Source organism: Klebsiella sp. 141161, assembly GCF_050600815.1.
In the GTDB taxonomy this organism is placed as follows: Bacteria; Pseudomonadota; Gammaproteobacteria; order Enterobacterales; family Enterobacteriaceae; genus Klebsiella; species Klebsiella aerogenes.
In genome coordinates this window covers 118,227-143,290 of sequence record NZ_JAQIRN010000002.1, presented here as the reverse complement: position 1 = coordinate 143,290, position 25,064 = coordinate 118,227, and the positions used below count along the sequence as shown (strand labels likewise).

At 59.8% G+C, this 25,064-nt stretch carries 23 protein-coding genes; 13 read left to right on the top strand and 10 right to left on the bottom strand.

Translation table 11 applies throughout. The annotated features are described in order from the left end of the window. Nucleotides 1–58: 58 nt before the first annotated feature. The 6 genes from flhA to hypA all read right to left on the bottom strand — a co-directional run bounded on the left by flhA (nucleotide 59) and on the right by hypA (nucleotide 5,884). A complete protein-coding gene (gene flhA, locus PGR79_RS05330) occupies nucleotides 59–2,131 on the bottom strand; it encodes a formate hydrogenlyase transcriptional activator FlhA (RefSeq protein ID WP_113374644.1) in 2,073 nt (690 codons plus the stop codon). Nucleotides 2,132–2,269: 138 nt separating this feature from the next. Beyond that, nucleotides 2,270–3,280, bottom strand: coding sequence for a hydrogenase expression/formation protein HypE (gene hypE, locus PGR79_RS05325; protein ID WP_087858554.1), 1,011 nt, complete (start codon nucleotides 3,278–3,280; stop codon nucleotides 2,270–2,272). Beyond that, nucleotides 3,277–4,398: a hydrogenase formation protein HypD gene (gene hypD, locus PGR79_RS05320; RefSeq protein ID WP_045367275.1), complete on the bottom strand. Its 1,122-nt coding sequence runs from the start codon at nucleotides 4,396–4,398 to the stop codon at nucleotides 3,277–3,279. The genes hypE and hypD overlap by 4 nt, the downstream gene beginning before the upstream one ends. After that, on the bottom strand, nucleotides 4,398–4,670 hold the full coding sequence (locus PGR79_RS05315) for a HypC/HybG/HupF family hydrogenase formation chaperone (RefSeq protein ID WP_015370021.1): 273 nt from the start codon (nucleotides 4,668–4,670) through the stop codon (nucleotides 4,398–4,400). Before PGR79_RS05315 ends, hypD begins: the two co-directional genes overlap by 1 nt. Then, nucleotides 4,661–5,533: a hydrogenase nickel incorporation protein HypB gene (hypB, locus tag PGR79_RS05310; RefSeq protein WP_430921207.1), complete on the bottom strand. Its 873-nt coding sequence runs from the start codon at nucleotides 5,531–5,533 to the stop codon at nucleotides 4,661–4,663. The genes PGR79_RS05315 and hypB overlap by 10 nt, the downstream gene beginning before the upstream one ends. 6 nt (nucleotides 5,534–5,539) lie before the next feature. After that, the gene (hypA, locus tag PGR79_RS05305; RefSeq protein WP_015370023.1) at nucleotides 5,540–5,884 is read right to left on the bottom strand and encodes a hydrogenase maturation nickel metallochaperone HypA; all 345 of its coding nucleotides are present in this window, start codon (nucleotides 5,882–5,884) and stop codon (nucleotides 5,540–5,542) included. A gap of 212 nt (nucleotides 5,885–6,096) precedes the next feature. Here hypA and hycA point away from each other — a divergent pair, with 212 nt between their 5' ends. From hycA to hycI, 9 genes are all read left to right on the top strand, one after another. Further along, nucleotides 6,097–6,546, top strand: coding sequence for a formate hydrogenlyase regulator HycA (gene hycA / locus PGR79_RS05300; RefSeq protein WP_015370024.1), 450 nt, complete (start codon nucleotides 6,097–6,099; stop codon nucleotides 6,544–6,546). A gap of 82 nt (nucleotides 6,547–6,628) precedes the next feature. Then, nucleotides 6,629–7,237 (top strand): 4Fe-4S dicluster domain-containing protein, encoded by a 609-nt coding sequence (locus tag PGR79_RS05295; protein WP_015370025.1) that lies wholly within the window; start codon nucleotides 6,629–6,631, stop codon nucleotides 7,235–7,237. Then, nucleotides 7,234–9,060, top strand: coding sequence for a formate hydrogenlyase subunit 3 (gene hycC / locus PGR79_RS05290; protein WP_430921205.1), 1,827 nt, complete (start codon nucleotides 7,234–7,236; stop codon nucleotides 9,058–9,060). Before PGR79_RS05295 ends, hycC begins: the two co-directional genes overlap by 4 nt. Before the next feature lie 2 nt (nucleotides 9,061–9,062). Beyond that, nucleotides 9,063–9,986, top strand: coding sequence for a respiratory chain complex I subunit 1 family protein (locus tag PGR79_RS05285; RefSeq protein ID WP_430921203.1), 924 nt, complete (start codon nucleotides 9,063–9,065; stop codon nucleotides 9,984–9,986). 16 nt (nucleotides 9,987–10,002) lie between these two features. Continuing rightward, complete coding sequence (hycE, locus tag PGR79_RS05280) at nucleotides 10,003–11,712, top strand: formate hydrogenlyase subunit HycE (RefSeq protein WP_113374639.1); 1,710 nt, start codon at nucleotides 10,003–10,005, stop codon at nucleotides 11,710–11,712. Between the two features lie 164 nt (nucleotides 11,713–11,876). Continuing rightward, the gene (locus tag PGR79_RS05275) at nucleotides 11,877–12,419 is read left to right on the top strand and encodes a formate hydrogenlyase complex iron-sulfur subunit (protein WP_015370029.1); all 543 of its coding nucleotides are present in this window, start codon (nucleotides 11,877–11,879) and stop codon (nucleotides 12,417–12,419) included. Then, nucleotides 12,419–13,186 carry an NADH-quinone oxidoreductase subunit B family protein gene (locus PGR79_RS05270; RefSeq protein WP_045395384.1) on the top strand — a complete coding sequence of 256 codons (768 nt, stop codon included), beginning with the start codon at nucleotides 12,419–12,421 and terminating at the stop codon, nucleotides 13,184–13,186. The genes PGR79_RS05275 and PGR79_RS05270 overlap by 1 nt, the downstream gene beginning before the upstream one ends. Next, nucleotides 13,183–13,593 (top strand): formate hydrogenlyase maturation HycH family protein, encoded by a 411-nt coding sequence (locus PGR79_RS05265; RefSeq protein ID WP_015370031.1) that lies wholly within the window; start codon nucleotides 13,183–13,185, stop codon nucleotides 13,591–13,593. Before PGR79_RS05270 ends, PGR79_RS05265 begins: the two co-directional genes overlap by 4 nt. Beyond that, entirely contained in the window at nucleotides 13,586–14,077 is a 492-nt protein-coding gene (gene hycI / locus PGR79_RS05260) for a hydrogenase maturation peptidase HycI (RefSeq protein WP_411325251.1), read from the top strand. Before PGR79_RS05265 ends, hycI begins: the two co-directional genes overlap by 8 nt. Nucleotides 14,078–14,135: 58 nt before the next feature. On the opposite strand, the gene PGR79_RS05255 is transcribed toward hycI, so the two are convergent. Continuing rightward, complete coding sequence (locus PGR79_RS05255) at nucleotides 14,136–15,560, bottom strand: 6-phospho-beta-glucosidase (RefSeq protein ID WP_015703258.1); 1,425 nt, start codon at nucleotides 15,558–15,560, stop codon at nucleotides 14,136–14,138. Nucleotides 15,561–15,586: 26 nt separating this feature from the next. Beyond that, a complete protein-coding gene (gene ascF / locus PGR79_RS05250; RefSeq protein ID WP_087859304.1) occupies nucleotides 15,587–17,023 on the bottom strand; it encodes a PTS cellobiose/arbutin/salicin transporter subunit IIBC in 1,437 nt (478 codons plus the stop codon). A gap of 267 nt (nucleotides 17,024–17,290) precedes the next feature. Here ascF and PGR79_RS05245 point away from each other — a divergent pair, with 267 nt between their 5' ends. The 4 genes from PGR79_RS05245 (at nucleotide 17,291) to PGR79_RS05230 (ending at nucleotide 22,218) form a co-directional block, all read left to right on the top strand. Continuing rightward, entirely contained in the window at nucleotides 17,291–18,304 is a 1,014-nt protein-coding gene (locus tag PGR79_RS05245; RefSeq protein ID WP_411325254.1) for a LacI family DNA-binding transcriptional regulator, read from the top strand. A gap of 134 nt (nucleotides 18,305–18,438) precedes the next feature. Beyond that, nucleotides 18,439–18,966: an electron transport protein HydN gene (gene hydN / locus PGR79_RS05240; protein ID WP_015370036.1), complete on the top strand. Its 528-nt coding sequence runs from the start codon at nucleotides 18,439–18,441 to the stop codon at nucleotides 18,964–18,966. 8 nt (nucleotides 18,967–18,974) lie between these two features. After that, on the top strand, nucleotides 18,975–21,203 hold the full coding sequence (gene hypF, locus PGR79_RS05235) for a carbamoyltransferase HypF (protein WP_430921200.1): 2,229 nt from the start codon (nucleotides 18,975–18,977) through the stop codon (nucleotides 21,201–21,203). A 1-nt stretch (nucleotide 21,204) separates the two neighbouring features. Beyond that, the gene (locus PGR79_RS05230; protein ID WP_113374634.1) at nucleotides 21,205–22,218 is read left to right on the top strand and encodes a HoxN/HupN/NixA family nickel/cobalt transporter; all 1,014 of its coding nucleotides are present in this window, start codon (nucleotides 21,205–21,207) and stop codon (nucleotides 22,216–22,218) included. Nucleotides 22,219–22,314: 96 nt separating this feature from the next. Here the strand turns inward: PGR79_RS05230 and norW are convergent, their stop codons facing one another. Both norW and norV read right to left on the bottom strand, forming a co-directional pair. After that, nucleotides 22,315–23,448 carry an NADH:flavorubredoxin reductase NorW gene (gene norW, locus PGR79_RS05225; RefSeq protein WP_430921198.1) on the bottom strand — a complete coding sequence of 378 codons (1,134 nt, stop codon included), beginning with the start codon at nucleotides 23,446–23,448 and terminating at the stop codon, nucleotides 22,315–22,317. Next, nucleotides 23,445–24,893 (bottom strand): anaerobic nitric oxide reductase flavorubredoxin, encoded by a 1,449-nt coding sequence (norV, locus tag PGR79_RS05220; protein ID WP_430921196.1) that lies wholly within the window; start codon nucleotides 24,891–24,893, stop codon nucleotides 23,445–23,447. The genes norW and norV overlap by 4 nt, the downstream gene beginning before the upstream one ends. Between the last annotated feature and the right edge of the window lie 171 nt (nucleotides 24,894–25,064).

The window sequence follows — 25,064 nt, the reverse complement described above, 5'->3', positions numbered from 1 at the left end:
AAGGCGCAATGCGCCGCCTCCGGGAAAATCCCTACGCCATGAGAGACATATCGTCGGGCTAGACTAACCGATCCTTATTAATGCCTAAACGTTTCATGCGCGACAGCAGCGTCGTGCGCTTGAGCCCCAAGCGCTGGGCGGCGCCTTTTGGCCCGGCCACCACGCCGTTGCTCTCTTTCAATACCCGGACGATGAGCTGATATTCATCTTCGCCTTCCTCCGGCAGCACTTCCGGCGCCAGCGTCTCCTGTTCAATATGCATTTCCGGCAGCGACAGTTGCAGTACGTTGCCGCGGGTCAACAACACCGCGCGCTCGACGACGTTTTCCAGCTCGCGCACGTTGCCCGGCCACTCCATGCGCGAAAGGGTGCGCAGGGTCTCCGCGGGAATACTGTCGATGTTGCGCCCCAGACGGCGGGCGATTTTGAAGGTGAACGCTTTCACCAGCAGCGGAATATCGTCCGGCCGTTCGCGCAGCGGCGGCAGGTGGATCGGGAACACATTGAGCCGATAGTAAAGATCGCTGCGGAATTCACGATCGATAACCATCTGTTTGAGATCGCGGTTGGTGGCGGCGATCAACCGTACATCGGTCTGAATCAGTTTATTACTGCCCAGGCGTTCGAATTCCTGCTCCTGGAGAACGCGCAGCAGCTTCGGCTGCAGCTCCAGCGGCATATCGCCGACTTCATCGAGGAACAGCGAGCTTTTGTCCGCCAGTTCGAAACGGCCGATACGCTGGGCGCTGGCGCCGGTAAAAGCGCCGCGCTCGTGGCCGAACAGATCGCTTTCCAGCAGGCCAGCGGGCATCGCCGCGCAGTTCATTTTCACCATCCGTCGGCCGTTGCGCCCGCTCAGGTTATGAATAGCGCGAGCGATCAGTTCCTTACCGGTGCCGGTTTCACCGAGGATCAGCACCGTACTGTCGCTCTGCGCTACCATTTCCACCTGCTTGAGCACGCTGTGCATCGCTTCGCTGCGACCAATGATTTCGCCGAACTCGCTTTCGACGTTGTTGAGCTGTTCAGTGAGCGCCAGGTTTTCATCCACCAGCCGTTCTTTCAGCCGCTGGATCTCGCGATAGGCGAGGGCGTTATCGATAGCTATCGATACGCGTTCGGCGATTTGCCGCAGCAGTTTAAGGTTGGTAGTGGTAAATACTTGCTCATCGCACTGTGCCAGCTTCAGCACCCCGAGCAGCGTATTGCCGGACATGAGCGGTAACAGGCACAGGGTCTGGATCTGGTTATCCCACATCTCGAAGAGCATTTTCTCATACGGCGCCAACGAGTCGTGCTCATGCAGATTGAGCAACAGCATCTCTTTGCTCTTAAACACCCGCTCGGTTAGCGTGCCGGCTTCATCGACTTCGCTTTGGTCGTGGACCGGATGGCTGGCGTCGAGATAGTGGGTGGAGTAAATGTTGAGCTTGCCTTTGCGGTTGCTGCGCAGCACCACGCTTATCGCGTCGATGCGGAAATAGCGGTGGATCTCTTTTGCCACCTCGCTGACCAGTTCGTCAATATCGAGGCGCGACAGGACGGCGTTGGTAATGGCCACCAGGATGCGGAAATTATCGCGCTCGTGGCACAGCAGATCGTAATCGACGTTGTTGCTGACCCGGTTTTGGATCTGCTCGGTCACGACGGCGACAATCTGCGCGAAAGTATGCAGGCGCTGGTACTCTTTTTCGCTCCATGGCCGGTTGTCGTCGCGGATGAACTCACAACCGCCGAAGATGCGGCCTTCCGCCGCCAGCGGCAGCAGGCAGTAGTAGCCGAATTCCGGGTAAATGCCGCTGGCGGCCAGCTGCGGCCAGGTTTCGGCGAAGGTCGCGTTGTCGCAATGTAGCGCGTCGGGGCGCGACAGCAGGCGGCGTACCGGGCCATGTGCCAGTACGGTTTCATCTTCGTAGCTTGCCGGCTGTCCGGCGTCGTCGCAGGCGTACCTGGCGGCGCGATGGTTGCCGTGGTTCCACAAGATAATCGCCGCCCGGTCGGCAAGCGAGGATTGCTGCACCAGACGGGTTAGCGTTTCGCTCAGCGCGGCCAGATCGGGCTGCTGTAATAAAATACGGGTGATATCAAACAGACCCTGCTGCCCGAGATCGCCCATTGGTGTATACGACATTGCTTAAGTCCAAAAAGCGCCGCAGCGCGGCGCAGAATAAAGAGATGAATCAAATAATAGTCTGTTAATAAAACAATTGTTGCCGTCGTTGAGGTCGACCTGATAAGGCGACCTCCGCCCTCCGGGCCGGTTCAGTGGTTAGCAAATTCTCGGTAGCGGCTCGGCGTGGGGAAGATCGAGCGTCCGTTTAACGCCATATAACCCTACGGAGCGCACGCCGGCGCGCTCGACAACGTCGCCAATTATCGCGGCATTCTGTCCGAGCGGGTGAGACCGTAAATGCTCAAGTACGCGCGGCGCGGCTTCTCTGGCGACGGCAATTACCAGTTTACCTTCGTTGGCGAAATTCAGCGCGTCCAGGCCCAGCAGTTCGCAGACGCCTCGTACCGTATCGTTGACCGGCAGCTTCGCTTCATGCAGTTCGATACCGCAGCCGCTGGTAGCGGCGAACTCGTGCGCCACCGCGTTGACGCCGCCGCGAGTGGCGTCGCGTAGCGCTTTGATGCCCGGAATCTCGCGCAGGGTTTGGATAAGCGGCGTCAGCACCGCGCAGTCGCTGGATAACGCGCCGTCCAGCCCCAACTGTTCGCGCAGGTTAAGAATGGTGGCGCCGTGATCGCCTAATGTGCCGCTGACCAGCAGCACATCGCCGGCGCTAATCTGCTGCGCTCCCCAGTGAATATCGCCGGGGATGGCGCCAATACCGGCGGTATTGATGAATAATTTATCCGCGGCGCCGCGCGGCACCACTTTGGTATCGCCGGTCACAATGGCAATCCCGGCTTGCTGCGCGGTAGTTGCCATGCTGCGCACCACCGCTTCCAGCGTCGCCATCTCCAGCCCCTCTTCGAGGATAAACCCACAGGAGAGATAGCGCGGCAGGGCGCCGCTGACCGCCACGTCGTTGGCGGTGCCGCAGACCGCCAGCTTGCCGATATCGCCGCCGGGGAAAAATAACGGATCAATGACGTAGCTGTCCGTTGAGAAGGCCAGCCGATCGCCCTGGGCGGCAAGCCCGGCGAGATCTAAACGCGCCTGATCTTCCTGTTCGGCCAGCCAGGGATTGGCGAAGGCCTGCATAAACAGCTCGCCAATGAGTTGCTGCATCGCCTGACCGCCGCTACCGTGAGCTAACTGAATGCTTTTCATGCTTTATTTTCCTGACTGCGATATTGATACCAGGCGGCGCAGGCGCCCTCTGAGGAGACCATCAGCGCGCCAAAGGCGCTCTGTGGATTGCAGACGCGGCCAAACAGCGGGCACTGGTGTGGTTTACAACGCCCGGTCAGCACTTCACCGCAGCGGGCGCGCGGGTCGTCGCAAACGCGCTGCGGCGCCGGGCGGAAATGGGCCTCGGCGTCAAAGCGTTGATAATCTGGCGTCAGGCAAACGCCGGAATCGTTGATCGTCCCCAGGCCGCGCCATTCGCTATCGCCGCTCAGGCAAAAGACCTCGGCGATTGCCGCCTGCGCCAGCGCGTTACCGGCATCCGGCACCACGCGACGGTACTGATTCTCTACCTGACTGCGCTGCGCTATTTTCTGCTCAACCAGCATGATCACGCCTTGCAGTAGATCAACTGGTTCAAATCCAGCAACGACTAATGGCCGATGATAGTCGCTGGCGATGAAACCGTAGGCGTCGGTGCCAATCACCATACTGACGTGGCCGGGGGCGAGAAACGCATCGATACCGTTTTCCGGCTGGTCCAGCAGGCTGCGTAGCGTCGGCAGCAAGGTGATGTGCTGACAGAAAAAGTAGAAGTTGTCGACGTTGCGCTCGCGAGCCTGACGCAGCGTCAGCGCGGTAGCGGGCATGGTGGTTTCGAAACCGAGACCAAAAAAAACTACCTCGCGCTGCGGATTCTGCTGCGCCAGCCGCAGGGCGTCCATCGGCGAGTAAACGATTCGCACATCGGCGCCGCGACTCTTCGCCTGCAGCAGCGACCCGTTTTTTCCCGGCACGCGCATCGCATCGCCAAAGGTGCAGAAAATCACTCCCGGACGGCTGGCTATCTCGATACACGCATCAATGCGGCCCATCGGCAGAACGCACACCGGGCAGCCGGGGCCGTGAATAAATTCAATATTGTTCGGTAATAGCTGGTCGAGGCCGAATTTGAAGATGGCGTGGGTATGGCCGCCGCAGACCTCCATCATCCGCAGCGGGCGGGCTTCACTGTAGTCCAGCAGCCGGGCGCGCTGCTGCAGATGTTCGACCAGCTGCAGCACCTGCTCCGGCGCGCGGTATTCATCAACAAAACGCATTATCGCTCCTCGCCGTATAGCAACGCGCCGACGTCCGGTTCAACCTCGAACATGTTTTGCAGCGCGTCGAGGGTATCGCGCGCTTCGGCTTCGTTAATCACGCTCATGGCGAACCCGACGTGGACCAGCACCCACTGGCCGATGCGCGGCTGGCCCTGTTCATCGACGGCGCCGACCAGGGTCAGATCGACTTCGCGCTGAATGCCGCACACTTCCACCTTCGCCATCACGCCGTCAATCGTGCGAATTTGCCCCGGAATGCCTATGCACATCGCTGCGCCTCCAGCCAGTTAAGCCACTGATCCATGCCTTCGCCGCTGGTGGCGGAGAGCAAAATAATCTCGATATGTGGATTCACTTCCCGCGCGCAGGCGAGGCATTTCTCAACGTCAAAGTTGAGGTACGGCAGCAGGTCGACTTTGTTGAGCAGCATCAGGCTGGCGGCGGCAAACATATGCGGATACTTCAGCGGTTTATCTTCTCCTTCGGTGACCGACAGCACCGCCACTTTATGACGTTCGCCAAGATCGAAGCTGGCCGGGCAGACCAGGTTACCGACGTTTTCGATAAACAGAATGCCGTTATCGCCAGCCGGCAGGCGCGCAGAGGCGTCGGCAATCATTTGCGCATCGAGATGGCAGCCCTTGCCGGTATTGACCTGAATCGCCGGCGTGCCGGTGGCGCGGATGCGCGCGGCATCGTTGACCGTCTGCTGATCGCCTTCAATGACCGCGCAGTCGACGATGCCTTTCAGGCGGGTCAGGGTTTCGGTGAGCAGGGTGGTTTTACCGGAGCCGGGACTGGAGACCAGATTTAGCACCAGTTGGTTATTCGCCGCGAAGCGCGCGCGGTTGCGCGCCGCCAGGCGGTTGTTTTTATCCAGCACGTCGATTTCGACTTCCAGCATCCGCCGCTGGCTCTGGCCCGGCGCGTGGGTACCGGCTTCGCCGTGGCCGTAATGCAGATCGCCTTGCGCGCTGCGGGTCGGGGAGAAGTTATCGGTTTTCACGCCGGTGATGGTCATGGTCTGGCGCGGGGCGGGGGCGAAGGGGGCGCTGCGAAACGCCGAGTGCGGGTTATGTTCATCGCCTTCGATATAAAGGTTGCCTTCTCCGCACCCGCATGTCGTACACATAATCTTTTACTCCAATTCTAAACGCTGAATCTGTAAGCCATCATCCGCCACGATCTGCAACTGGTCGTTATCGCAGTGCGGGCAGCGGCGGACGTGCTGAGAGACAAGATGCACATACTGCTGACAGCGTTCACACCAGCATTCGGCCTGTTGCTCGGCAATGTGCAGCGCGCAGCCTTCCGCCAGCGTGCCGCGGCACACCAGTTCAAAACAGAAGGTGAGGGCGCTGGCCTCCACGCAGGAAAACGCGCCGACCTTCAGCCACACGCCGGTGACCCGGCGCGCGCCGTTTTGCCGCGCCTGTTGCTCAATAATTTCCAGCGCCCGCTGGCTTAGCGTGATTTCGTGCATGTTGGCCTCCGTTAATACTATGGCGGCTATATGCAATAACGATGCCAGGAGACCATAAACGGCGGGGGAACTGTCGATGACGACGACGGATGGCTGTCATCGACATGTCGCGATGGCGCCAGTATTTTTAATAATTCCTTTAAATTCATATAAATAAATTTTGGCATGGAAAATGCTTAACCGGTGCATCTCATGTAACGGGAGGATCCGGGATGACAATTTGGGAATTAAGTGAAAAGGCGGACTACATCGCCGATCGTCACCGCCAGCATCAGGAGCAGTGGCACACCTACTGCAACTCGCTGGTTCAGGGCATCACCCTGTCGAAAGCGCGTCTGCATCACGCGATGAGCTGCGCGCCGGACAAAGAGCTGTGCTTCGTGCTGTTCGGCCACTTTCAGGTATATGTCGCGCTGGCGGAAGGCTTTAACAGCCACACCATCGAATACTACGTAGAAAGCAAAAATGGCGATGACAAACGGCTGATCGCCCAGGCGACGCTGGATGCGGAAGGCGTAATTGACGGTCGCATCAGTAACCGTTCCCGCGAAGCGGTGCTGGAACACTACCTGGCGATTATCGCCACCGTCTATGACCGTCTGTATGAGGCCATGGAGCGCGACCAGCCGGTGGATTTAAGCCATCTGGCGCAGGTCCATTAATTGTGAAGTGTCGACAAGTGTCGAAACCGACACCTGCGCGGCCTGATTTCGTCAAAAGTGACTTTCACCCGAGGATGACCCGGTGAACCGTTTTGTAATTGCTGATTCCAGCGTCTGTATTGGCTGCCGCACCTGCGAAGCCGCCTGTTCCGAGACGCACCGCCAGTATGGCCTGCAAAGTATGCCGCGCCTGCAGGTCATGCGTAATGAAAAAGAGTCTGCGCCGCAGATGTGCCACCACTGCGAAGACGCGCCTTGCGCCGCGGTGTGCCCGGTCAACGCCATTACTCGCGTTGACGGCGCGGTACAGCTGAATGAAAGCCTGTGCGTTAGCTGCAAACTGTGCGGCATCGCCTGCCCGTTCGGCGCGATTGAATTCTCCGGCAGCCGTCCGTTGGATATTCCCGCCAACGCTAACACGCCGATGGCGCCCGCCGCGCCGCCGGCTCCGGCTCGCGTCAGCTCGCTGCTCGACTGGGTGCCGGGCGTTCGCGCTATCGCCGTGAAATGCGACCTCTGCCACTTTGATGAGCAGGGCCCGGCCTGCGTGCGCACCTGCCCGACCAAAGCCTTAGTGCTGGTGGATATTCGCGATATTGCTAAGTCCAGCAAGCGTAAGCGCGAACTGACCTTTAATACCGACCTCGGCGATTTGTCGCTGTTTCAGGCGCAACAAGGGGGCGTGAAATGAGCGTGGTTGCATTAGTGAATCAGGCGGTTGCCTGGTATGCCGCCAGCGCGGTGCTGGCGTTTTTATTTAGTTTGCGTAAACCGCTGAGCGGCGCGATTGCCGGGATCGGCGGCGCGGTCGCCAGCGCGATGTTAATCGTCGCCGGCTTCTCGGCGCTGATCGCGCCGGAGCGGATCAACGGCGGCATGCTGCAGTATCTGCATCTGGCGATGCGGGTGGGCGGGATTAACGCTCTGTGGCTGTTGGCTATCGGCCTGTCGGCGCTGCCGATTTCGCTGTTTAACATTTCCTGGCATCGTCATCCGCAGGTCAAATCCAACGGCCTGCTGGTTAACCTGCTGCTGGCTGCCGCCACCTGCGCGGTGGTGGTGACTAACTTCGGCAGCCTGGTGGTGATGGCGGAAATCATGGCGCTGTGCGCCGCGTTCCTTACCGGCTGCGCGCAGTCCGGCAAACTGTGGTTTGCGCTGGGGCGTCTCGGTACCCTGCTGCTGGCGTGGACCTGCTGGCTGGTGTGGTCGTTCTACGGCACTCTCGATCTGGCGGCGATTAGCCAGTTGGCCGCCGGCGCGCCGCAGAACATGGCGCTGTGGCTGCCGGGTCTGCTCGGTTTTGCCCTGCTCGCCGGGGTGATCCCGCTGCACGGCTGGGCGCCGCAGGCGCATGCGGGCGCCAGTGCCCCAGCCGCCGCGCTGTTTTCTACGGTGGTGATGAAGGTCGGTCTGTACGGCATCCTGACCGTGTCGCTGGCCGGTAGCGTGCCACCGCTGTGGTGGGGCGTGCTGCTGCTGGTGTTGGGGATGATTACCGCCTTTATCGGCGGGCTGTACGCGCTGATGGAACATAATATCCAGCGCCTGCTGGCTTACCACACCCTGGAAAACATCGGCATTATTCTGCTTGGCCTCGGCGCGTTCGTCACCGGTATTGCTACCGGCAATAATGCGCTGATGGTGCTGGGCTTTATCGGCGGCATGTACCATCTGATCAACCACAGCCTGTTCAAAACCACGCTGTTCCTTGGCGCGGGGGCGGTGTGGTTCCGTACCGGCCATCGCGATATCGAGAAGCTGGGCGGCATCGGTAAAAAAATGCCGCTGATTTCACTCGCCATGCTGGTGGGGCTGATGGCGATGGCCGCGCTGCCGCCGCTGAACGGCTTTGCCGGCGAATGGGTTATCTATCAATCCTTCTTCAAGCTGAGCACCGGCGAGGTGTTTATCGGCCGTCTGCTGGGGCCGCTGCTGGCGGTTGGCCTGGCGATTACCGGGGCGCTGGCGGTGATGTGTATGGCCAAAGTCTACGGCGTCACCTTCCTCGGCGCGCCGCGCAGTAAAGAGGCGGAAAACGCCACCTGCGCGCCCTGGCTGATGACCTTAAGCGTGGTGCTGGCCGCCGCGTCCTGCGTCATCGGCGGCGTGGCGTCGCCGTGGCTGTTGCCGCTGGTCGGCCACGTCATTCCGGTTCCAGCGCAGGCCACTAGCGTCGTATCGCAGCCGCTGATCGCCATTCTGCTGATTGCCTGTCCGCTGCTGCCGTTCCTGCTGATGATCTTCTTCAAAGGCGACCGCCTGCCGGCGCGCTCGCGCGGCGCGGCGTGGGTCTGCGGCTACGACCATGAACAAGCAATGGTGGTCACCGCCCACGGCTTCGCCATGCCGGTGAAAGAAGCCTTTGCGCCGCTGCTGAAGCTGCGTCACTGGTTGAATCCGGTACGGCTGGTGCCCGGCTGGCAGAACGCCTCCGCGCCCGCCTTGCTGCGTGGCGTGGCGCTGATCGAACTGGCGGTACTGGTGGTGATTGTGATTTCGCGAGGAGCCTGAGAGTGAACCTATTCGTTGCATTAATACAGGCGCTGGTACTTTTTGCCGTCGCGCCGCTGCTGTCCGGCCTGACCCGCGTTGCCCGCGCGCGCCTGCATAACCGCCGCGGGCCGGGGGTACTGCAGGAGTATCGGGATATCCTGAAACTGCTGGGTCGCCAGAGCGTGGGCCCGGACGCTTCCGGCTGGGTATTCCGCCTGACGCCGTTTGTGATGGTTGGCGTGATGCTGACCATCGCCGCCGCGCTGCCGGTGGTGACCATAGATTCACCGCTGCCGGGGCTGGGCGACCTGATTACGCTTATCTACCTGTTCGCCATCGCCCGCTTCTTCTTCGCCATTTCCGGCCTGGATACCGGCAGTCCGTTCACCGCCATCGGCAGCAGTCGTGAAGCGATGCTCGGCGTGCTGGTCGAACCGATCCTGCTGCTTGGGCTGTGGGTCGCGGCGCAGGTTGCCGGCTCCACCCATATTAGCGCGATTACCGATACCGTTTACCACTGGCCCGCCGCGCGCAGCATCCCGCTGATCCTGGCGCTGTGCGCCTGCGCTTTCGCCACCTTTATCGAAATGGGCAAGCTGCCGTTCGATTTAGCCGAGGCCGAACAGGAACTGCAGGAAGGGCCGCTTTCCGAGTACAGCGGCAGCGGTTTCGCGGTGCTGAAGTGGGGCATCAGCCTGAAACAGTTGGTGGTGCTGCAGATGTTCGTCGGCGTATTTATCCCGTGGGGACAGATGACCAGTTTTAGCGCGCCAGGCCTGCTGCTGGCGCTGGTGGTCGCCGTCGTCAAGCTGGTGGCGGGGGTGCTGATTATCGCGCTATTCGAAAACAGCATGGCGCGTCTGCGCTTTTGTGCCACCTCCCGCGTTACCTGGGCCGGGTTTGGTTTCGCCTTTTTAGCTTTCGTCTCCTTGCTGGTGGCGTGATTAAGAGAATTTGAGCATGTCTGAAGAAAAAATCGGTCAACACTATCTTGCGGCGCTGCACCAGGCCTTCCCTGGCGTGGTGCTGGACGAAGCCTGGCAGACCAAAGATCAGCTAACCGTCACCGTGAAGGTTAACTACCTGCCGGAAGTGGTCGAGTTCCTGTACTACAAGCAGGGCGGCTGGCTGTCGGTACTGTTCGGCAACGACGAACGTAAGCTGAACGGCCACTATGCGGTTTACTATGTGCTGTCGATGGAGCAGGGCACTAAGTACTGGATCACCGTGCGCGTGGAAGTCGACGCTAATAAACCGGAATATCCGTCGGTGACCCCGCGCGTGCCGGCGGCGGTATGGGGCGAGCGCGAAGTACGCGATATGTACGGTCTGGTGCCGGTGGGCCTGCCGGACGAGCGCCGCCTGGTGCTGCCGGACGACTGGCCGGATGAACTCTATCCGCTGCGTAAGGACAGCATGGACTACCGCCAACGCCCGGCGCCGACCACCGACGCGGAGACCTACGAGTTCATTAACGAGCTCGGCAGTAAGAAAAACAACGTGGTGCCGATTGGCCCACTGCACGTCACCTCCGATGAGCCAGGCCATTTCCGTCTGTTTGTCGACGGCGAGAACATTATCGACGCCGATTACCGCCTGTTCTATGTCCATCGCGGCATGGAAAAGCTGGCGGAAACCCGCATGGGCTACAACGAAGTAACGTTCCTGTCGGACCGGGTATGCGGCATCTGCGGCTTCGCCCACAGTACCGCCTATACCACCTCGGTGGAAAACGCGATGGGCATCGTGGTGCCGGAGCGCGCGCAGATGATCCGCGCCATTCTGCTGGAAGTGGAACGCCTGCACTCGCACCTGCTGAACCTTGGTCTGGCATGCCACTTCACCGGCTTTGACTCCGGCTTTATGCAGTTCTTCCGCGTGCGCGAAACCTCAATGAAGATGGCGGAGATCCTCACCGGCGCGCGTAAAACCTACGGTATGAACCTGATCGGCGGGATTCGCCGCGATCTGCTGAAAGAGGACATGATCCAGACCCGCCAGCTGGCGCAGCAGATGCGCCGCGATGTGCAGGAGCTGGTGGATATGTTGCTCAGCACGCCGAACATGGAACAGCGCACCGTCGGTATTGGCCGTCTGGATCCAGAAATCGCCCGCGACTTCAGTAACGTCGGCCCGATGGTCCGCGCCAGCGGCCACGCCCGCGATACTCGCGCCGATCACCCGTTCGTTGGTTACGGTCTGCTGCCGATGGAAGTTCACAGCGAGCAGGGCTGCGACGTGATTTCCCGCCTCAAGGTGCGTATCAACGAAGTTTATACCGCGCTGAATATGATTGATTTCGGTCTCGACAATCTGCCCGGCGGCCCGCTGATGGTGGATGGCTTCACCTATATTCCGCACCGCTTCGCGCTGGGCTTCTCGGAAGCGCCGCGCGGCGACGATATCCACTGGAGCATGACCGGCGACAACCAAAAACTGTACCGCTGGCGCTGCCGTGCGGCGACCTACGCCAACTGGCCGACCCTGCGCTATATGCTGCGCGGCAACACCGTCTCCGACGCGCCACTGATTATTGGCAGCCTCGACCCTTGCTACTCCTGTACCGACCGTATGACGGTGGTCGATGTGCGTAAGAAAAAGAGCAAAGTGGTGCCGTACAAAGAGCTGGAGCGCTACAGCATCGAGCGTAAAAACTCGCCGCTGAAATAATTGAGCCATTGCGTGGGGCCCCTCACCCCGACCCTCTCCCCGCAGGGGAGAGGGGGAAGGGCAGATCGAGCGCGAATTCACTGACCGTGCACAACTGTCCCCTCTCCCTTTTAGGGAGAGGGCTAGGGTGAGGGTAAAAGGCCACACACAACCTGGGAGCAACAATGTTTACCTTTATCAAAAAAGTCATCAAGACCGGCACCGCGACCCACTCCTATCCGCTGGAGCCGATGCCGGTGGATAAAAACTTCCGCGGCAAACCGGAACACAATCCGCAGCAGTGCATCGGCTGCGCGGCCTGCGTGAATGCGTGTCCGTCTAACGCCCTGACGGTAGAGACCGACCTGGCGACTAACCAGCTGGCGTGGCAGTTCAACCTCGGGCGCTGCATTTTCTGCGGCCGCTGTGAAGAAGTTTGCCCGACGGCGGCGATTAAGCTGTCGCAGGAGTATGAACTGGCGGTGTGGAAAAAAGAGGATTTCCTCCAGCAATCGCGCTTTGCCATCTGCCACTGTCGGGTCTGCGAACGGCCTTTCGCGGTACAAAAAGAGATCGACTACGCTATCGCGCTGCTTAAGCACAACGGCGATACCCGCGCCGAATTGCACCGCGAAAGCTTTGAGACCTGCCCGGAATGCAAGCGTCAGAAATGCCTGGTGCCATCCGATCGTATTGAACTGACTCGCCACATGAGGGAGGCCAGCTGATGAGCAATTTATTAGGCCCGCGCGATGAAAACGGCATTCCGCTGCCGATGACGGTGGATGAATCCATCGCCAGCATGAAGGCCTCGCTGCTGAAAAAAATCAAACGTTCCGCCTACGTTTATCGCGTCGACTGCGGCGGCTGTAACGGCTGTGAAATCGAGATTTTCGCCACCCTTTCGCCGCTTTTCGATGCCGAACGCTTCGGAATTAAAGTAGTGCCGTCGCCGCGCCATGCCGATATTCTGCTGTTCACCGGCGCGGTGACCCGCGCGATGCGTTCGCCGGCGCTGCGCGCCTGGCAATCGGCGCCGGATCCGAAAATCTGCATCTCTTACGGCGCCTGCGGCAACAGCGGCGGTATCTTCCACGATCTGTACTGCGTATGGGGCGGCACCGACAAAATCGTGCCGGTCGACGTCTATATTCCGGGTTGTCCGCCGACGCCTGCCGCCACGCTGTACGGTTTTGCGATGGCGCTTGGTCTGCTGGAGCAAAAAATCCATGCCCGCCAGCCGGGCGAGCTTGACGAACAGCCAACCGAATTGCTGCATCCCAACATGGTGCAGCCGCTGCGGGTGCGTATCGATCGCGAAGCGCGCCGTCTGGCCGGCTATCGCTATGGTCGCCAGATTGCCGACGACTATATGCGTCTACTGGGGCAGGGCGATAACCAGGTACTACGCTGGCTGGAGGCGGAGAAAGATCCGCGTCTGACCGAGATCGTCACGCACCTGAATCAGGTGGTCGAGGGGGCGCGTATCCGATGAGCGAGACGGTGGTGTTCAGTCAGCTGAGCCGTAAATTTATTGATGAGAACGACGCGACGCCGGATCAGGCGCAGCAGGTGGTCTATTACAGCCTGGCGATTGGCCACCACCTCGGCGTCATTGACTGCCTGGAAGCGGCGTTAAGCTGCCCGTGGGAGGACTATCTGGCGTGGATTGGTACGCTGGAGGCGGGCAGCGCCGCGCGGCGTAAAATGGAAGGCGTGCCGAAGTATGGCGAGATTGTTATCGACAGCAATCACGTGGCGATGCTGGCTAACGCCTTTGATAAAGCGCAGTCCGCGCAGACCCCGCAGCAGCAGGCGTGGAGTAAAACCCTGCTCAGCATGCTGCACGATATTCACCAGGAAAGCGCCATCTATCTGATGGTGAGGAGACTACGTGACTGACGTTTTACTGTGTGTCGGCAACAGCATGATGGGCGATGACGGCGCAGGCCCGCTGCTGGCGGAAATGTGCGCGGCCAATCCGGTCGGCGGCTGGGTGGTGATTGACGGCGGCAGCGCGCCGGAAAACGATATCGTCGCCATCCGCGAACTGCGCCCGACGCGGCTGCTGATCGTCGATGCAACCGATATGGGGCTCAACCCTGGCGAAATTCGCATTGTCGACCCGGACGATATCGCCGACATGTTTATGATGACCACCCACAATATGCCGCTTAACTATCTTATCGATCAGTTAAAAGAGGATATTGGCGAGGTGATTTTTGTGGGCATTCAGCCCGATATAGTCGGTTTCTATTACCCGATGACTCAGCCTGTTAAGGATGCCGTCGCGACGGTATACGCGCGGCTTGATGGCTGGCAGGGGCAGGGCGGTTTTGCCGCGCTGGAAGCGGCCGAGGAACAGGCGTTCCCCGGCTTGCGCTAATGCTTCGCCGGGGGACCGTATGCCGGGTAAGGCGTAAGCCGCCACCCGGCAATACCGACTACTCCAGATCCGCCCCGTTGCTGGCGATGACCTTCTTATACCACCAGAACGATTTCTTGCGCTTGCGCGCAAGCGTGCCGTTACCGGCATCGTCGCGATCGACATACACGAAACCGTAGCGCTTGCTCATCTCGCCGGTGGAGGCGGATACCAAATCGATACAGCCCCAGCTGGTATAGCCGATGACCGGAATGCCATCATCGATGGCGTCGCGCATCGCCTTGATGTGCTCGCGCAGATAACTAATGCGGTAGTCGTCGTTGATTTCGCCGTTGGCGTCAATTTCATCGCGCGCGCCGAGCCCGTTTTCCACGAGGAATAGCGGTTTCTGATAGCGGTCATACATCATGTTCATGGTGATGCGCAGGCCGAGCGGATCGATGCCCCATCCCCATTCGCTGGCCGCAATGTACGGATTCTTCAGCGACTTGACGATATTGGCGGCGTTGGTATTGCTGGCGTTCATCTCCGCTGACGCGCAGCGCGAGGCGTAATAGCTAAAGGAGACAAAATCAACGGTGTTTTTGAGGATTTCGTCGTCGCCCGGCTGTTTGGCAATAGTGACGCCTTTCTCGCGGAATACCCGCGCGGCCCACACCGGATACGCGCCGCGTGCCTGCACATCGATAAAGAACAGGTTTTCACGATCTTTTTCCAGCGCCATCCAGACATCTTCCGGCTTACAGGAATACGGGTAGAAATTACCGCCCGCCAGCATGCAGCCGACCTGGTTTTGCGGGTTAACCTGATGGGCGATTTTTGTCGCCAGCGCGCTGGCCACCAGCTCGTGATGCGCGGCCTGGTATTTCACCTGTTCCTGATTTTCTCCTTCCTCAAACACCAGACCGGCGCCGGAGTAGGGACTATGCAGCATAATGTTGATTTCATTGAAGGTGAGCCAGTATTTCACCAGTCCGTCAAACGCTTCAAAACAGGTGCGCGCATAGTGGCTGAAAAAATCGACCATCTTCCGGTTACGCCAGGAGCCATATTCCGTCACCAGATGCATCGGGACATCAAAGTGGCACAGGGTGACCAGCGGTTCGATCCCGTACTTTCTGCACTCTTCAAACATCGCACGATAGAAGGCGATACCTTCCGGGTTTGGCTGTTGTTCATCGCCGCGCGGGAACAGTCGGCTCCAGGCGATAGAGGTGCGGAAGACGCTAAACCCCATCTCCGCCATCAGGGCGATATCCTCTTTATAGCGATGGTAAAAATCAATCGCCACGTGGCTTGGGTAGAATTCATCTTCGCGAAGCGTAAAGCGCTTCTCCTGGCCCAGCTTCACCGCCAGGCGATGGGCGCCGTGCGGAATAGTATCAACGGTTGTCAGCCCTTTGCCGCCCTCAAGATAAGCGCCTTCAGACTGGTTAGCGGCCAGAGCGCCGCCCCATAAAAATCCGTGTGGAAAACTCGACATGCGTTACCTCGCGTTCAAAAAAGTGTTCAGGCGTGAGTGGCCGCGCCCTGGCGCTGTCTGGCGTCGGCGGCGGCATTTTCTACCGGGATATCTTCAAAACCGAGCAGCAGCGTCAGCGCAAAGGAGAGCACCACCGACAGCGCCATCACGCCAAAGACCCAAACGATAGTCATCGGATTGGCCGGATCGAAAAACTGGACGCTGGTGAACAGCCCCGGCGCCGCCATCGAATGGCTGGCCAGCCCGGCGATCCCCGCCACCGCCCCGCAAATAAAGCCGCTGATTAAGCTGGCGACCAGCGGGCGTTTCAGACGTACCGCCACGCCGTACAGCGCCGGTTCGGAAATCCCGGCCAGAATCGCCGATGCCGCCGCCGCTAATGCGGTCTGGCGCAGCTCCGGGTTTTTGGTTTTCCACGCCACCGCCAGCGACGAGCCGCCCAGCGACAGGTTGGCGCCGATTTCCGATGGCATCACCATGCCCTCTTTGCCGGTTTCGGCGATGGTCTGAATGATGGTTGGCGTAAAGACGCGGTGCATCCCGGTCATCACCAGCAGCGGCCAGAGTCCGCCCATGATCGCCACCGACAGCCAGCCGAGATAGCTATGGATCGTGTACACCAGCGCGGAGATCGCGCTGCCGATCCAGATGCCGAGCGGGCCAATCAGCAGGATCGCCAGCGGCGCGGCAATCAGCACGATCAGCATCGGTTTAAGGAAGTTTTTTGTCACCGCCGGGGTGATGCGATCGACCCAGCGCTCGATATAAGAGAGACACCAGGTCATCACCAGCGCCGGGATCACCGTGTAGGTGTATTTCACGGCGGTAACCGGAATGAAGGCGAACTCAACGTGCTCACCCTGCGCGGCTTTGGCCATTAATTCGATGAACCCCGGATGCACCAGCACCCCGGCGATGGCGATAGCCAGCGACATATTGGTTTTGAATTTTACCGCCGCGGAAGCGGCAACCATCAGCGGCAGGAAGAAGAACGCGCCGTCGCCGATAAGCGTCAGAATGGTCAGCGTCGGCGAGCCTTTTGGCAACGCGCCGCTCATTTCCAGGATCATCGCCAGCAGTTTGACCATCGATCCGCCAATAATCGCCGGGATCAGCGGCGACATGGTGCCGATCAGCGCATCAAGGATCCCGGCGCCGATGCGTTTTAAGGTCAGCGGCGGTTTCCCCTGCGGCTCAGCCGGGCGCAACTCGCCGGGCAGCAGATTCAGCACTTCGCGATACGCCTGCGATACGGTATTGCCGATGATCACCTGGCACTGGTTATCGCTACGCACGACGCCAAGTACCCCTTGCAGCGCTTTCAGCGCCGGGGCGTCCACGCGTTGGTTATCTTTCACCACAAAGCGCAGGCGGGTCATGCAGTGGGTTACGGCAACGACGTTGTCTGCGCCGCCGATCGCCGTCAGGATCTGGTTCGCCAGGGCTGCATAATTTTTAGACATCGGATTTTATCCTGTTTTATCAATAGGGTACTGATTACACGCCAGCGCCTGACGGCGGCTATGCGCGGTATATGCATAGGAAACCGGTTCCACAAAATCATGATTAGTTTCATTGAGCCATACAAGAATTAAAAAAATCACTTTTCAAATTTGTGATTTTGATCGCTTTGTAGGCAGGGGCAGAGCAACATCAGGGCGATGCCGACTGCTGAAAAACGGCGAGACGTGCAGTACACTGCAGGCAACTTAAGTTACAGGAAGAACCCCATGGCAACGATGCTGGAGGTTGCGAAGCGCGCGGGAGTATCAAAGGCGACCGTTTCGCGGGTGCTGTCGGGCAATGGCTATGTTAGCCAGGAGACCAAAGACCGGGTGTTTCAGGCAATTGCCGAAAGCGGCTATCGGCCGAATCTGCTGGCGCGCAATCTGGCGACCAAAAAAAGCCAGACCATCGGGCTGGTGGTAACCAACACCCTTTATCACGGCGTCTATTTCAGCGAGCTGCTGTTTCACGTGGCGCGGCTGACGGAAGATCAGGGGCGGCAGCTGATCCTTGCCGACGGCAAACACAGCGCGCAAGAGGAGCGCGAGGCGATTCAGTATCTGCTCGATATGCGCTGTGATGCGATCATCATCTATCCGCGCTTTCTTAGCGTCGATGAAATGGATGAGATCATCGACAATCATGAGCAGCCGATTGTGGTGCTGAACCGTCGCCTGCGCCGCCATGCCAGCCACTGCGTATGGTCCGATCACAAAGCCTCGGCGCGGATGGCGGTTGAAAAGTTAATTGCCAGCGGACATCGCGACATTGCTTTTATCACCGGTTCGCTGGATTCGCCTACCGGGGTTGAGCGTCTCTCTGGTTATAAAGACGCGCTGGCAGGCCTGGGGCTTCCCGTGCGGCAAGAACTGATCGTCGAAGGGCGCTGGACGCCACAAACCGGAGCCGCCGCTGTCGAAGCGCTCTGCCAACGCGGCGTCAGTTTCAGCGCGCTGGTCGCCAGTAATGACGACATGGCGATCGGCGCGATTAAGCAACTGCACCAGCAGGGGATCGCGGTGCCGCAGCAGGTATCGGTGATCGGTTTCGATGACATCGCGCTGGCGCCGTATGTGATCCCTTCGCTCTCCAGCGTTAAAATTCCGGTCACCGAAATGATGAAAGAGAGCATCAACAGGCTGATATTTATGCTCGATGGCGGGGAATTTAAATATCAGCAAACTTTCCCCGGCGAGCTGATTGAACGCGAGTCGTTGGCGCGCGGCCCGCATGTCTGATGTCGTCAGCTGTCATCGTCAGTTGTGACGATGACAGCGACTGTTAATTTAATTCCCTTAAATTTCAATGAAATAAAAGTTGGAACGTATTATGCATAATCCGGCGCGTTAACTTCTTTCCGCTGGAGAAATGGATGAACCGTTTCATTATCGCCGATGCGAGCAAATGCATCGGCTGCCGCACCTGTGAAGTGGCCTGCGTGGTCTCTCATCAGGAAAATCAGGATTGCGCCGCGCTGACGCCGCAGTCGTTCCTGCCGCGTATTCACGTGATCAAAGGCGTCAATGTGTCGACGGCGACGGCCTGTCGTCAATGTGAAGACGCGCCATGCGCCAACGTCTGCCCGAACGGCGCCATCAGCCGCGATAAAGGCTTTGTCCACGTGATGCAGGAGCGCTGCATCGGCTGTAAAACCTGCGTTGTCGCCTGCCCGTATGGGGCGATGGAAGTGGTGGTGCGCCCGGTCGTTCGCCACAGCGGCGCCGGGTTGAACGTCATGGCGGAAAAAGCCGAAGCCAACAAGTGCGACCTGTGCCACCAGCGCGATAGCGGTCCGGCCTGCATTGAAGCCTGCCCGACGCACGCGCTGGTTTGCGTCGACCGCAACAAGCTTGAGCAGATGAACCTCGAAAAACGTCGCCGTACGGCGCTGGCCTGGTAATACGCCGCATGAACGGGGTGCAAATCCGCATTCGCGGTAAAGTGCAGGGGGTGGGTTTCCGCCCCTTCGTCTGGCAATTGGCGCGACAAATGGCGCGCGGCGGCGATGTCTGTAACGACGGCGACGGCGTGCTGGTCAGGCTGATCGGCGACGACGGTGGTTTTACCGCCGCGTTGGCCCGTCACTGTCCGCCGCTGGCGCGTATTGACAGCACCGACTGCACCCCGTTTCACTGGCATAAGCTTCCTCAGGATTTCACCATTCGCCACAGCGGCGGCGGCAGTATGCGCACGCAGATTGTTCCCGATGCCGCAACCTGCCCGGCGTGCCTGGCGGAGATGAACGATCCGCAAGAACGCCGTTACCGTTACCCCTTTATCAACTGTACCCACTGCGGGCCGCGCTTCACCATTATTCGCGCCATGCCATACGATCGTCCCTTTACGGCGATGGCGCCGTTCCCGCTGTGTCCGCGCTGCGCTGCCGAGTACCGGGAGCCTGCCGATCGCCGTTTTCACGCCCAGCCGGTGGCCTGTGCCGATTGCGGCCCACAGCTGGAGTGGCGGGCGGGAACCCTAACGCTATTCGCTGAAGCGGCGCTGCAGGCGGCCATCGCGCGGCTGGCTGCGGGCGATATTGTGGCGATAAAAGGGATTGGCGGTTTTCATCTGGCCTGCGATGCCGGCAATAGCGTGGCGGTGGCAGCGCTGCGCGCGCGAAAACGGCGCCCGGCAAAACCGCTGGCGGTAATGCTGCCGACGGCCACGGGATTACCCGCCGCGGCGGCAACGCTGCTGCGCTCGCCCGCCGCGCCGATTGTATTGCTGGCTAAAGCGCAGGTTCCCGGCCTGTGTGACGAGATTGCGCCAGGGCTTGCGGAAGTTGGGGTGATGCTGCCGTCTAATCCGCTGCAGCATTTACTTCTGCAGGCGCTGGCGCGCCCGATAGTGATGACCTCCGGCAACCTCAGCGGCCGCCCTCCGGCATTGAGTAATCGCGAAGCGCTCACCGACTTAGCCGATATCGCCGACGGTTTTCTGCTACATAATCGCGATATCGTGCAGCGTATGGACGATTCGCTGGTGCGCTCAAGCGGTGAGATGCTGCGCCGCGCCCGTGGCTATGTGCCGGATGCGCTGCCGCTGCCGCCGGGCCTGGATAATATTCCGCCGTTGCTGGCGCTGGGGGCGGATATGAAAAATACCTTCTGTCTGGCGCGCGGCGACGAGGCGGTGCTGAGCCAGCATTTTGGCGATCTCGGCGAGGAGGGCGTCGAGCAACAGTGGCGCAGTGCGCTGCAGTTAATGCAGAGCATTTATGCATTTGCGCCGCAGCGGGTGGCGGTTGACGCCCATCCCGGCTATCGCTCGACACAGTGGGCGGCGTCAATGTCGTTACCGGTCGAGCCGGTACTGCATCACCATGCCCACGCGGCGGCTTGCCTGGCAGAACACCGCTGGCCGCTCGACGGCGGCGATGTGATTGCCCTGACCCTTGATGGCATTGGCATGGGGGAAAACGGCGCGCTGTGGGGCGGCGAATGCCTGCGGGTGAACTACCGCGAATGCGAACATCTTGGCGGCCTCCCGGCCGTGGCTCTGCCGGGCGGCGATCTGGCGGCGCGCCAGCCGTGGCGAAATTTGTTGGCCCAGTGCCTGGCATTTATTCCCGACTGGCAGTCATACCCGCAAACCGCCGCGCTGGGGCAGCGAAACTGGCCGCTGTTGGCGCAGGCCATCGAACGCGGTATTAATTCGCCGCGCGCCTCTTCCTGCGGACGGCTGTTTGATGCCGTCGCCTACGCGCTGGATTGCGCGCCGGAGAGCCTGAGCTACGAAGGCGAGGCGGCCTGTCGGCTGGAGGCGCTGGCCGCCAGCTGTCCGGGCGTCAGCCATCCGGTCACGCTGCCCTGGCGCGGCGGCGAGCTGGATTTAGCCACCTTCTGGCGACAGTGGTTGCGCTGGCAGGCGACGCCCGCGCAGAAAGCCTGGGCCTTTCATGATGCGCTGGCCTGCGGGCTGGCGGCGCTGGCGCGCGACCGCGCCGCTTCCCGCGGGATAGCGACGATCGTTTGTAGCGGCGGCGTACTGCATAATCAGCTGCTCGCCGCCCGCCTCAGCGATTACCTCTCTGATTTTACTTTGCTTTTTCCGCAGCAGCTTCCTGCTGGCGATGGCGCGATCGCCTACGGTCAGGCGGTGGTGGCCGCCGCCCGCTGGCAGTCTCAAAGGATTTAAGATGATAACGATGATTTTACGCCAACAGCCGCGTGCGGCGGCGCTGGTATTGGGACTTATCGCCGCGAACGCCCTGGCCTGGCTATGGGCGTTTCAGGCGTTTGGCGACAGCGGGGCATTGATGGCCGCCAGTCTGCTGGCCTGGGGTTACGGCCTGCGCCATGCGGTCGACGCCGACCATATTGCGGCGATTGATAGCGTCACCCGCAAGATGATGCAGCAGGGGCGGCGGCCGTTTGGCGTCGGGGCCTGGTTCTCGCTAGGGCATTCGTCGATCGTGGTGCTAGCGTCGGCGGCGATTGCCGCGACGGCCACTGCCTTCAGCCAGCAGATGAGTTGGCTACACGATACCGGCAGCGTGATTGGCACCGCGGTATCGGCGCTGTTCCTGCTGGCGATGGCGCTGGTCAATCTGGTGATTTTGCGCAGCGTGTGGTGCAGCTTCCAGGCGTGGAAGCGCGGTGAAAAGGTCAGCGATGAGATAGTTAGCGGCGGCGGTATGATGAGCTGGCTGTTTGGCAAGACCTTCCGGCTGATAAGCCGCAGCTGGCAGATGTATCTGGTGGGCTTTTTGTTCGGTCTTGGCTTTGATACCGCCACCGAAATCGGCGTGCTGGGTATTTCCGCCGCCGGCGCGTCGAGCGGCATTTCGATTTGGTCGATTATGGTCTTCCCGGCGCTGTTCGCCAGCGGTATGGCGCTGGTGGATACGCTTGATAATGTGCTGATGGTCGGCGCCTACGGCTGGGCGTTCAGCAAGCCGCAGCGCAAGCTCTATTACAATATGACCATCACCGGTACCTCGGTGGTGGTGGCGCTGTTTATCGGCGGCCTGGAGGCGCTGGGGCTGTTAATGGATAAGTTCGCCCTAAGCGGCGGGGTGTGGCGCTGGGTAGGGGCGTTAAACGATAACCTCGGCGATGCCGGGTTTGTGGTGGTGGGGCTGTTCGTCGTTTGTTGGGCGCTGTCGGTGTTAAATTATCGCTGGCGCGGTTACGATAATCTGGCGCGCTAGGCTGGTTATTTTCCCGGCTTGCGCTGCGCTTAGCCGGGCTACCAGGACAATACCGTAGCCCGGCTAAGGCGTTTACGCCGCAAGCCGGGAAAACCATCACCTTACCAGTTGCTTGAGCAGCGCAAAGGCTTCCTTCATTTTGTCTTCACTCACCACAAAGGCCCGCAGCTGGTTTTCGGCATCCACGCCTTTCGCCACCAGCCCCTCTTTGGTGGCCACGATATTCCACGTCAGATCGTCGCGGCGGGTGTCGCCGGCCAGATGCAGCGGCAGATCCGGTGTTTTCACTTTCACCAGCATTGGCGGCAATGTGAGCTCGCCCGCTTGCGCCAGCAGGTTTTTACTCAGGCACATGGCGCTGAGTAAAATCGGCTGCAGGAACGGCAGTACCGTACCGTTGATTTCCGCACAGTCGCCGAGCGCATAAATCGCCGGGTCGCTGGTTTGCAGTTGGTTATTGACCACCACGCCGCGGTTAATCTGCAATCCGGCATGGTGCGCCAGCGACGTTTCCGGGCGCAGGCCGGCAGCGGCCACCACCGCATCGACGGTTATCGCGCGCTGGCGATCGAGGCTGACGCGAATGCCGTCGGCGGTTTGCTCTAACCTCTCAAGCTGCGTTTTGAGCATCAGATGTACGCCCATCTCGGTGAGCCGATGCTGTAGGCGGCTGCTGGCTTCCGGCGGCATCAGCGCCGCCAGCACGCTGGCTGAGTTATCGACTACCGTTACCGCTTTACCGGCGCGACAGAAATCCATCGCCAGTTCGCAGCCAATCAGGCCGCCGCCGACGATCAGCACGTGCTTCGCGTCGTGCAGCTGGCTCTGCGCCGCGCCATATTCGCGCTGGCTGTTCAGCGTCAGCATCAGCTCGCGTCCCGGCACCGGCGGGATAAACGGCGTCGCGCCGGTGGCCAGCACCAGTTTGTCGTAGCGCCACTGGTTATCCTGGCTCTTCACTAACCGGTTTTCGGCGTCGATATCGCTTACCCAGGTATGGGGAAACAGACGCAGATTGTACTGCTCGGCGAACTCGCCGGCGCTTTGCAGGGTCAGATCGTCGGCCTTCTGCCCGCGGCTGATGACATGGCTGAGGTCCGGTTTGTTGTACTCATCCATGCTATCGGCGGCGATTAACGTCAGCGGGATTTGCGTATCCTGCTTACGGATATTTTTCACCAGCTGGCGGGCCGCGAAGCCCGAGCCGATGATGACGATGCCATCACTCATTTTGCCTCCGTCGCCAGTACGTCAAAGACATCTTTGCCAAGAGAACACTCAGGGCAGAGGAAATTGTCCGGCACTTCACTCCACGGCGTACCCGGCTGTACATCCTGGTTAGGTTCGCCTTTCGCCGGGTCATAGACCCACTGGCACACGCTGCACTGCATCATGGGACCGAGATCGGCGGCCGCGGCGGCGGCGCAGACGCAATCCTGTGGTTCCGGCGTTGTCGCTGCTTCAGCAACCGGCAGCGGCGAGAGGGCCCACTGGCGGGCGATGTCGCGTCCGTGTTGGCGGCACAATTCCAGCGCGTCGATATCCGGGCGCCATTTGGCTTTCAGGCTCAGCGACATCTCAAAGCCGGCATCCTGCAGGCGGGTGGACAGGCGGTCTACCGCGCCGCCGCTCCAGCCGTGCGAGCCAAAGGCGCTGGCGCGTTTATTGCGAAAACGCAGCCCGGTCATCTCTTCCACCAGCCCGGCGATTTTCGGCATCATCACGTTGTTCATGGTGGAGGTGCCCACCAGCACGCCTTTCGAGCGGAAAACATTGGTGAGAATGTCGTTTTTGTCGCTGCGGGCGACGTTGAAGATTTTTACCGCTACCCGCGGGTCGACTTCAGTGATCCCCTGAGCGATGGCGTCCGCCATCATGCGGGTGTTATTGGACATGGTGTCGTAGAAGAGGGTGATGCGATCTTCCTGGTAATCCGCCGCCCACTCGAGGTATTTCTCGACGATTTGCGTCGGGTTATCGCGCCAGACCACGCCGTGGGAGGTGGCAATCATATCCACCGGCAGGTTGAAGCCGAGGATTTCGGTAATTTTCGGCGTCACCAGGCGGCTGAAGGGCGTCAGGATGTTGGCGTAGTAGCGCTGGCACTGTTCGTACAGTTCAATCTGGTCCACTTCATCGTTGAACAGGTGTTCGTCGCAGTAGTGCTGGCCGAAAGCGTCGTTGCTGAACAGCACCGCGTCGCCGGTCAGGTAGGTCATCATGCTGTCAGGCCAATGCAGCATCGGCGTTTCCACGAAGATCAGCTGTTTACCATTACCGATATCGAGAGTATCGCCGGTTTTCACCACGTGGAAGTTCCACTCCGGATGATGATGGTGGCCGTTGATCGAGTCGATGGCGTTGGCGGTGCAGTAAATCGGCGTATCCGGGATCTGCATCATCAGTTCGGTCAGCGCGCCGGCATGGTCCTCTTCGGCGTGGTTAATGACGACGTAGTCGAGGTCAGCCAGATCGATTTCGCTGCGCAGGTTCTGCACGAACTCGCGGCTGAATTTATGATCGACGGTATCGATCAGCACGTTTTTCTCTTCGCGGATGAGATAGCTGTTGTAGCTGCTGCCGCGCAGCGTTTTATATTCGGTGCCGTGGAAATCACGCACTTCCCAATCGCGTTGGCCAACCCAAAGAATGTTATTTTTAACCGCAATAGACATAGCAACCTCAATCAATACAGTGTGTTTAAACTCAGTTGATTGGCTTATATCAAGTTGCGTGCCAACTTTTTAATTCATTGATAATTATCTATTTTTAATTTTTTATGATTTTTGTTGCTGTCAAAATGACAATGACTAAAATAGTCGATATGACAATGCGTATTGTCAAAA

Excerpts from the sequence above, each read along its gene's own strand:
- flhA (WP_113374644.1), bottom strand. The coding sequence starts at position 2,131 with ATGTCGTATACACCAATGGGCGATCTCGGGCAGCAGGGTCTGTTTGAT.
- hypE (WP_087858554.1), bottom strand. The coding sequence starts at position 3,280 with ATGAAAAGCATTCAGTTAGCTCACGGTAGCGGCGGTCAGGCGATGCAG.
- hypD (WP_045367275.1), bottom strand. The coding sequence starts at position 4,398 with ATGCGTTTTGTTGATGAATACCGCGCGCCGGAGCAGGTGCTGCAGCTG.
- PGR79_RS05315 (WP_015370021.1), bottom strand. The coding sequence starts at position 4,670 with ATGTGCATAGGCATTCCGGGGCAAATTCGCACGATTGACGGCGTGATG.
- hypB (WP_430921207.1), bottom strand. The coding sequence starts at position 5,533 with ATGTGTACGACATGCGGGTGCGGAGAAGGCAACCTTTATATCGAAGGC.
- hypA (WP_015370023.1), bottom strand. The coding sequence starts at position 5,884 with ATGCACGAAATCACGCTAAGCCAGCGGGCGCTGGAAATTATTGAGCAA.
- hycA (WP_015370024.1), top strand. The coding sequence starts at position 6,097 with ATGACAATTTGGGAATTAAGTGAAAAGGCGGACTACATCGCCGATCGT.
- hycC (WP_430921205.1), top strand. The coding sequence starts at position 7,234 with ATGAGCGTGGTTGCATTAGTGAATCAGGCGGTTGCCTGGTATGCCGCC.
- hycE (WP_113374639.1), top strand. The coding sequence starts at position 10,003 with ATGTCTGAAGAAAAAATCGGTCAACACTATCTTGCGGCGCTGCACCAG.
- PGR79_RS05275 (WP_015370029.1), top strand. The coding sequence starts at position 11,877 with ATGTTTACCTTTATCAAAAAAGTCATCAAGACCGGCACCGCGACCCAC.
- PGR79_RS05270 (WP_045395384.1), top strand. The coding sequence starts at position 12,419 with ATGAGCAATTTATTAGGCCCGCGCGATGAAAACGGCATTCCGCTGCCG.
- PGR79_RS05265 (WP_015370031.1), top strand. The coding sequence starts at position 13,183 with ATGAGCGAGACGGTGGTGTTCAGTCAGCTGAGCCGTAAATTTATTGAT.
- PGR79_RS05255 (WP_015703258.1), bottom strand. The coding sequence starts at position 15,560 with ATGTCGAGTTTTCCACACGGATTTTTATGGGGCGGCGCTCTGGCCGCT.
- ascF (WP_087859304.1), bottom strand. The coding sequence starts at position 17,023 with ATGTCTAAAAATTATGCAGCCCTGGCGAACCAGATCCTGACGGCGATC.
- PGR79_RS05245 (WP_411325254.1), top strand. The coding sequence starts at position 17,291 with ATGGCAACGATGCTGGAGGTTGCGAAGCGCGCGGGAGTATCAAAGGCG.
- hydN (WP_015370036.1), top strand. The coding sequence starts at position 18,439 with ATGAACCGTTTCATTATCGCCGATGCGAGCAAATGCATCGGCTGCCGC.
- hypF (WP_430921200.1), top strand. The coding sequence starts at position 18,975 with ATGAACGGGGTGCAAATCCGCATTCGCGGTAAAGTGCAGGGGGTGGGT.
- PGR79_RS05230 (WP_113374634.1), top strand. The coding sequence starts at position 21,205 with ATGATAACGATGATTTTACGCCAACAGCCGCGTGCGGCGGCGCTGGTA.
- norW (WP_430921198.1), bottom strand. The coding sequence starts at position 23,448 with ATGAGTGATGGCATCGTCATCATCGGCTCGGGCTTCGCGGCCCGCCAG.
- norV (WP_430921196.1), bottom strand. The coding sequence starts at position 24,893 with ATGTCTATTGCGGTTAAAAATAACATTCTTTGGGTTGGCCAACGCGAT.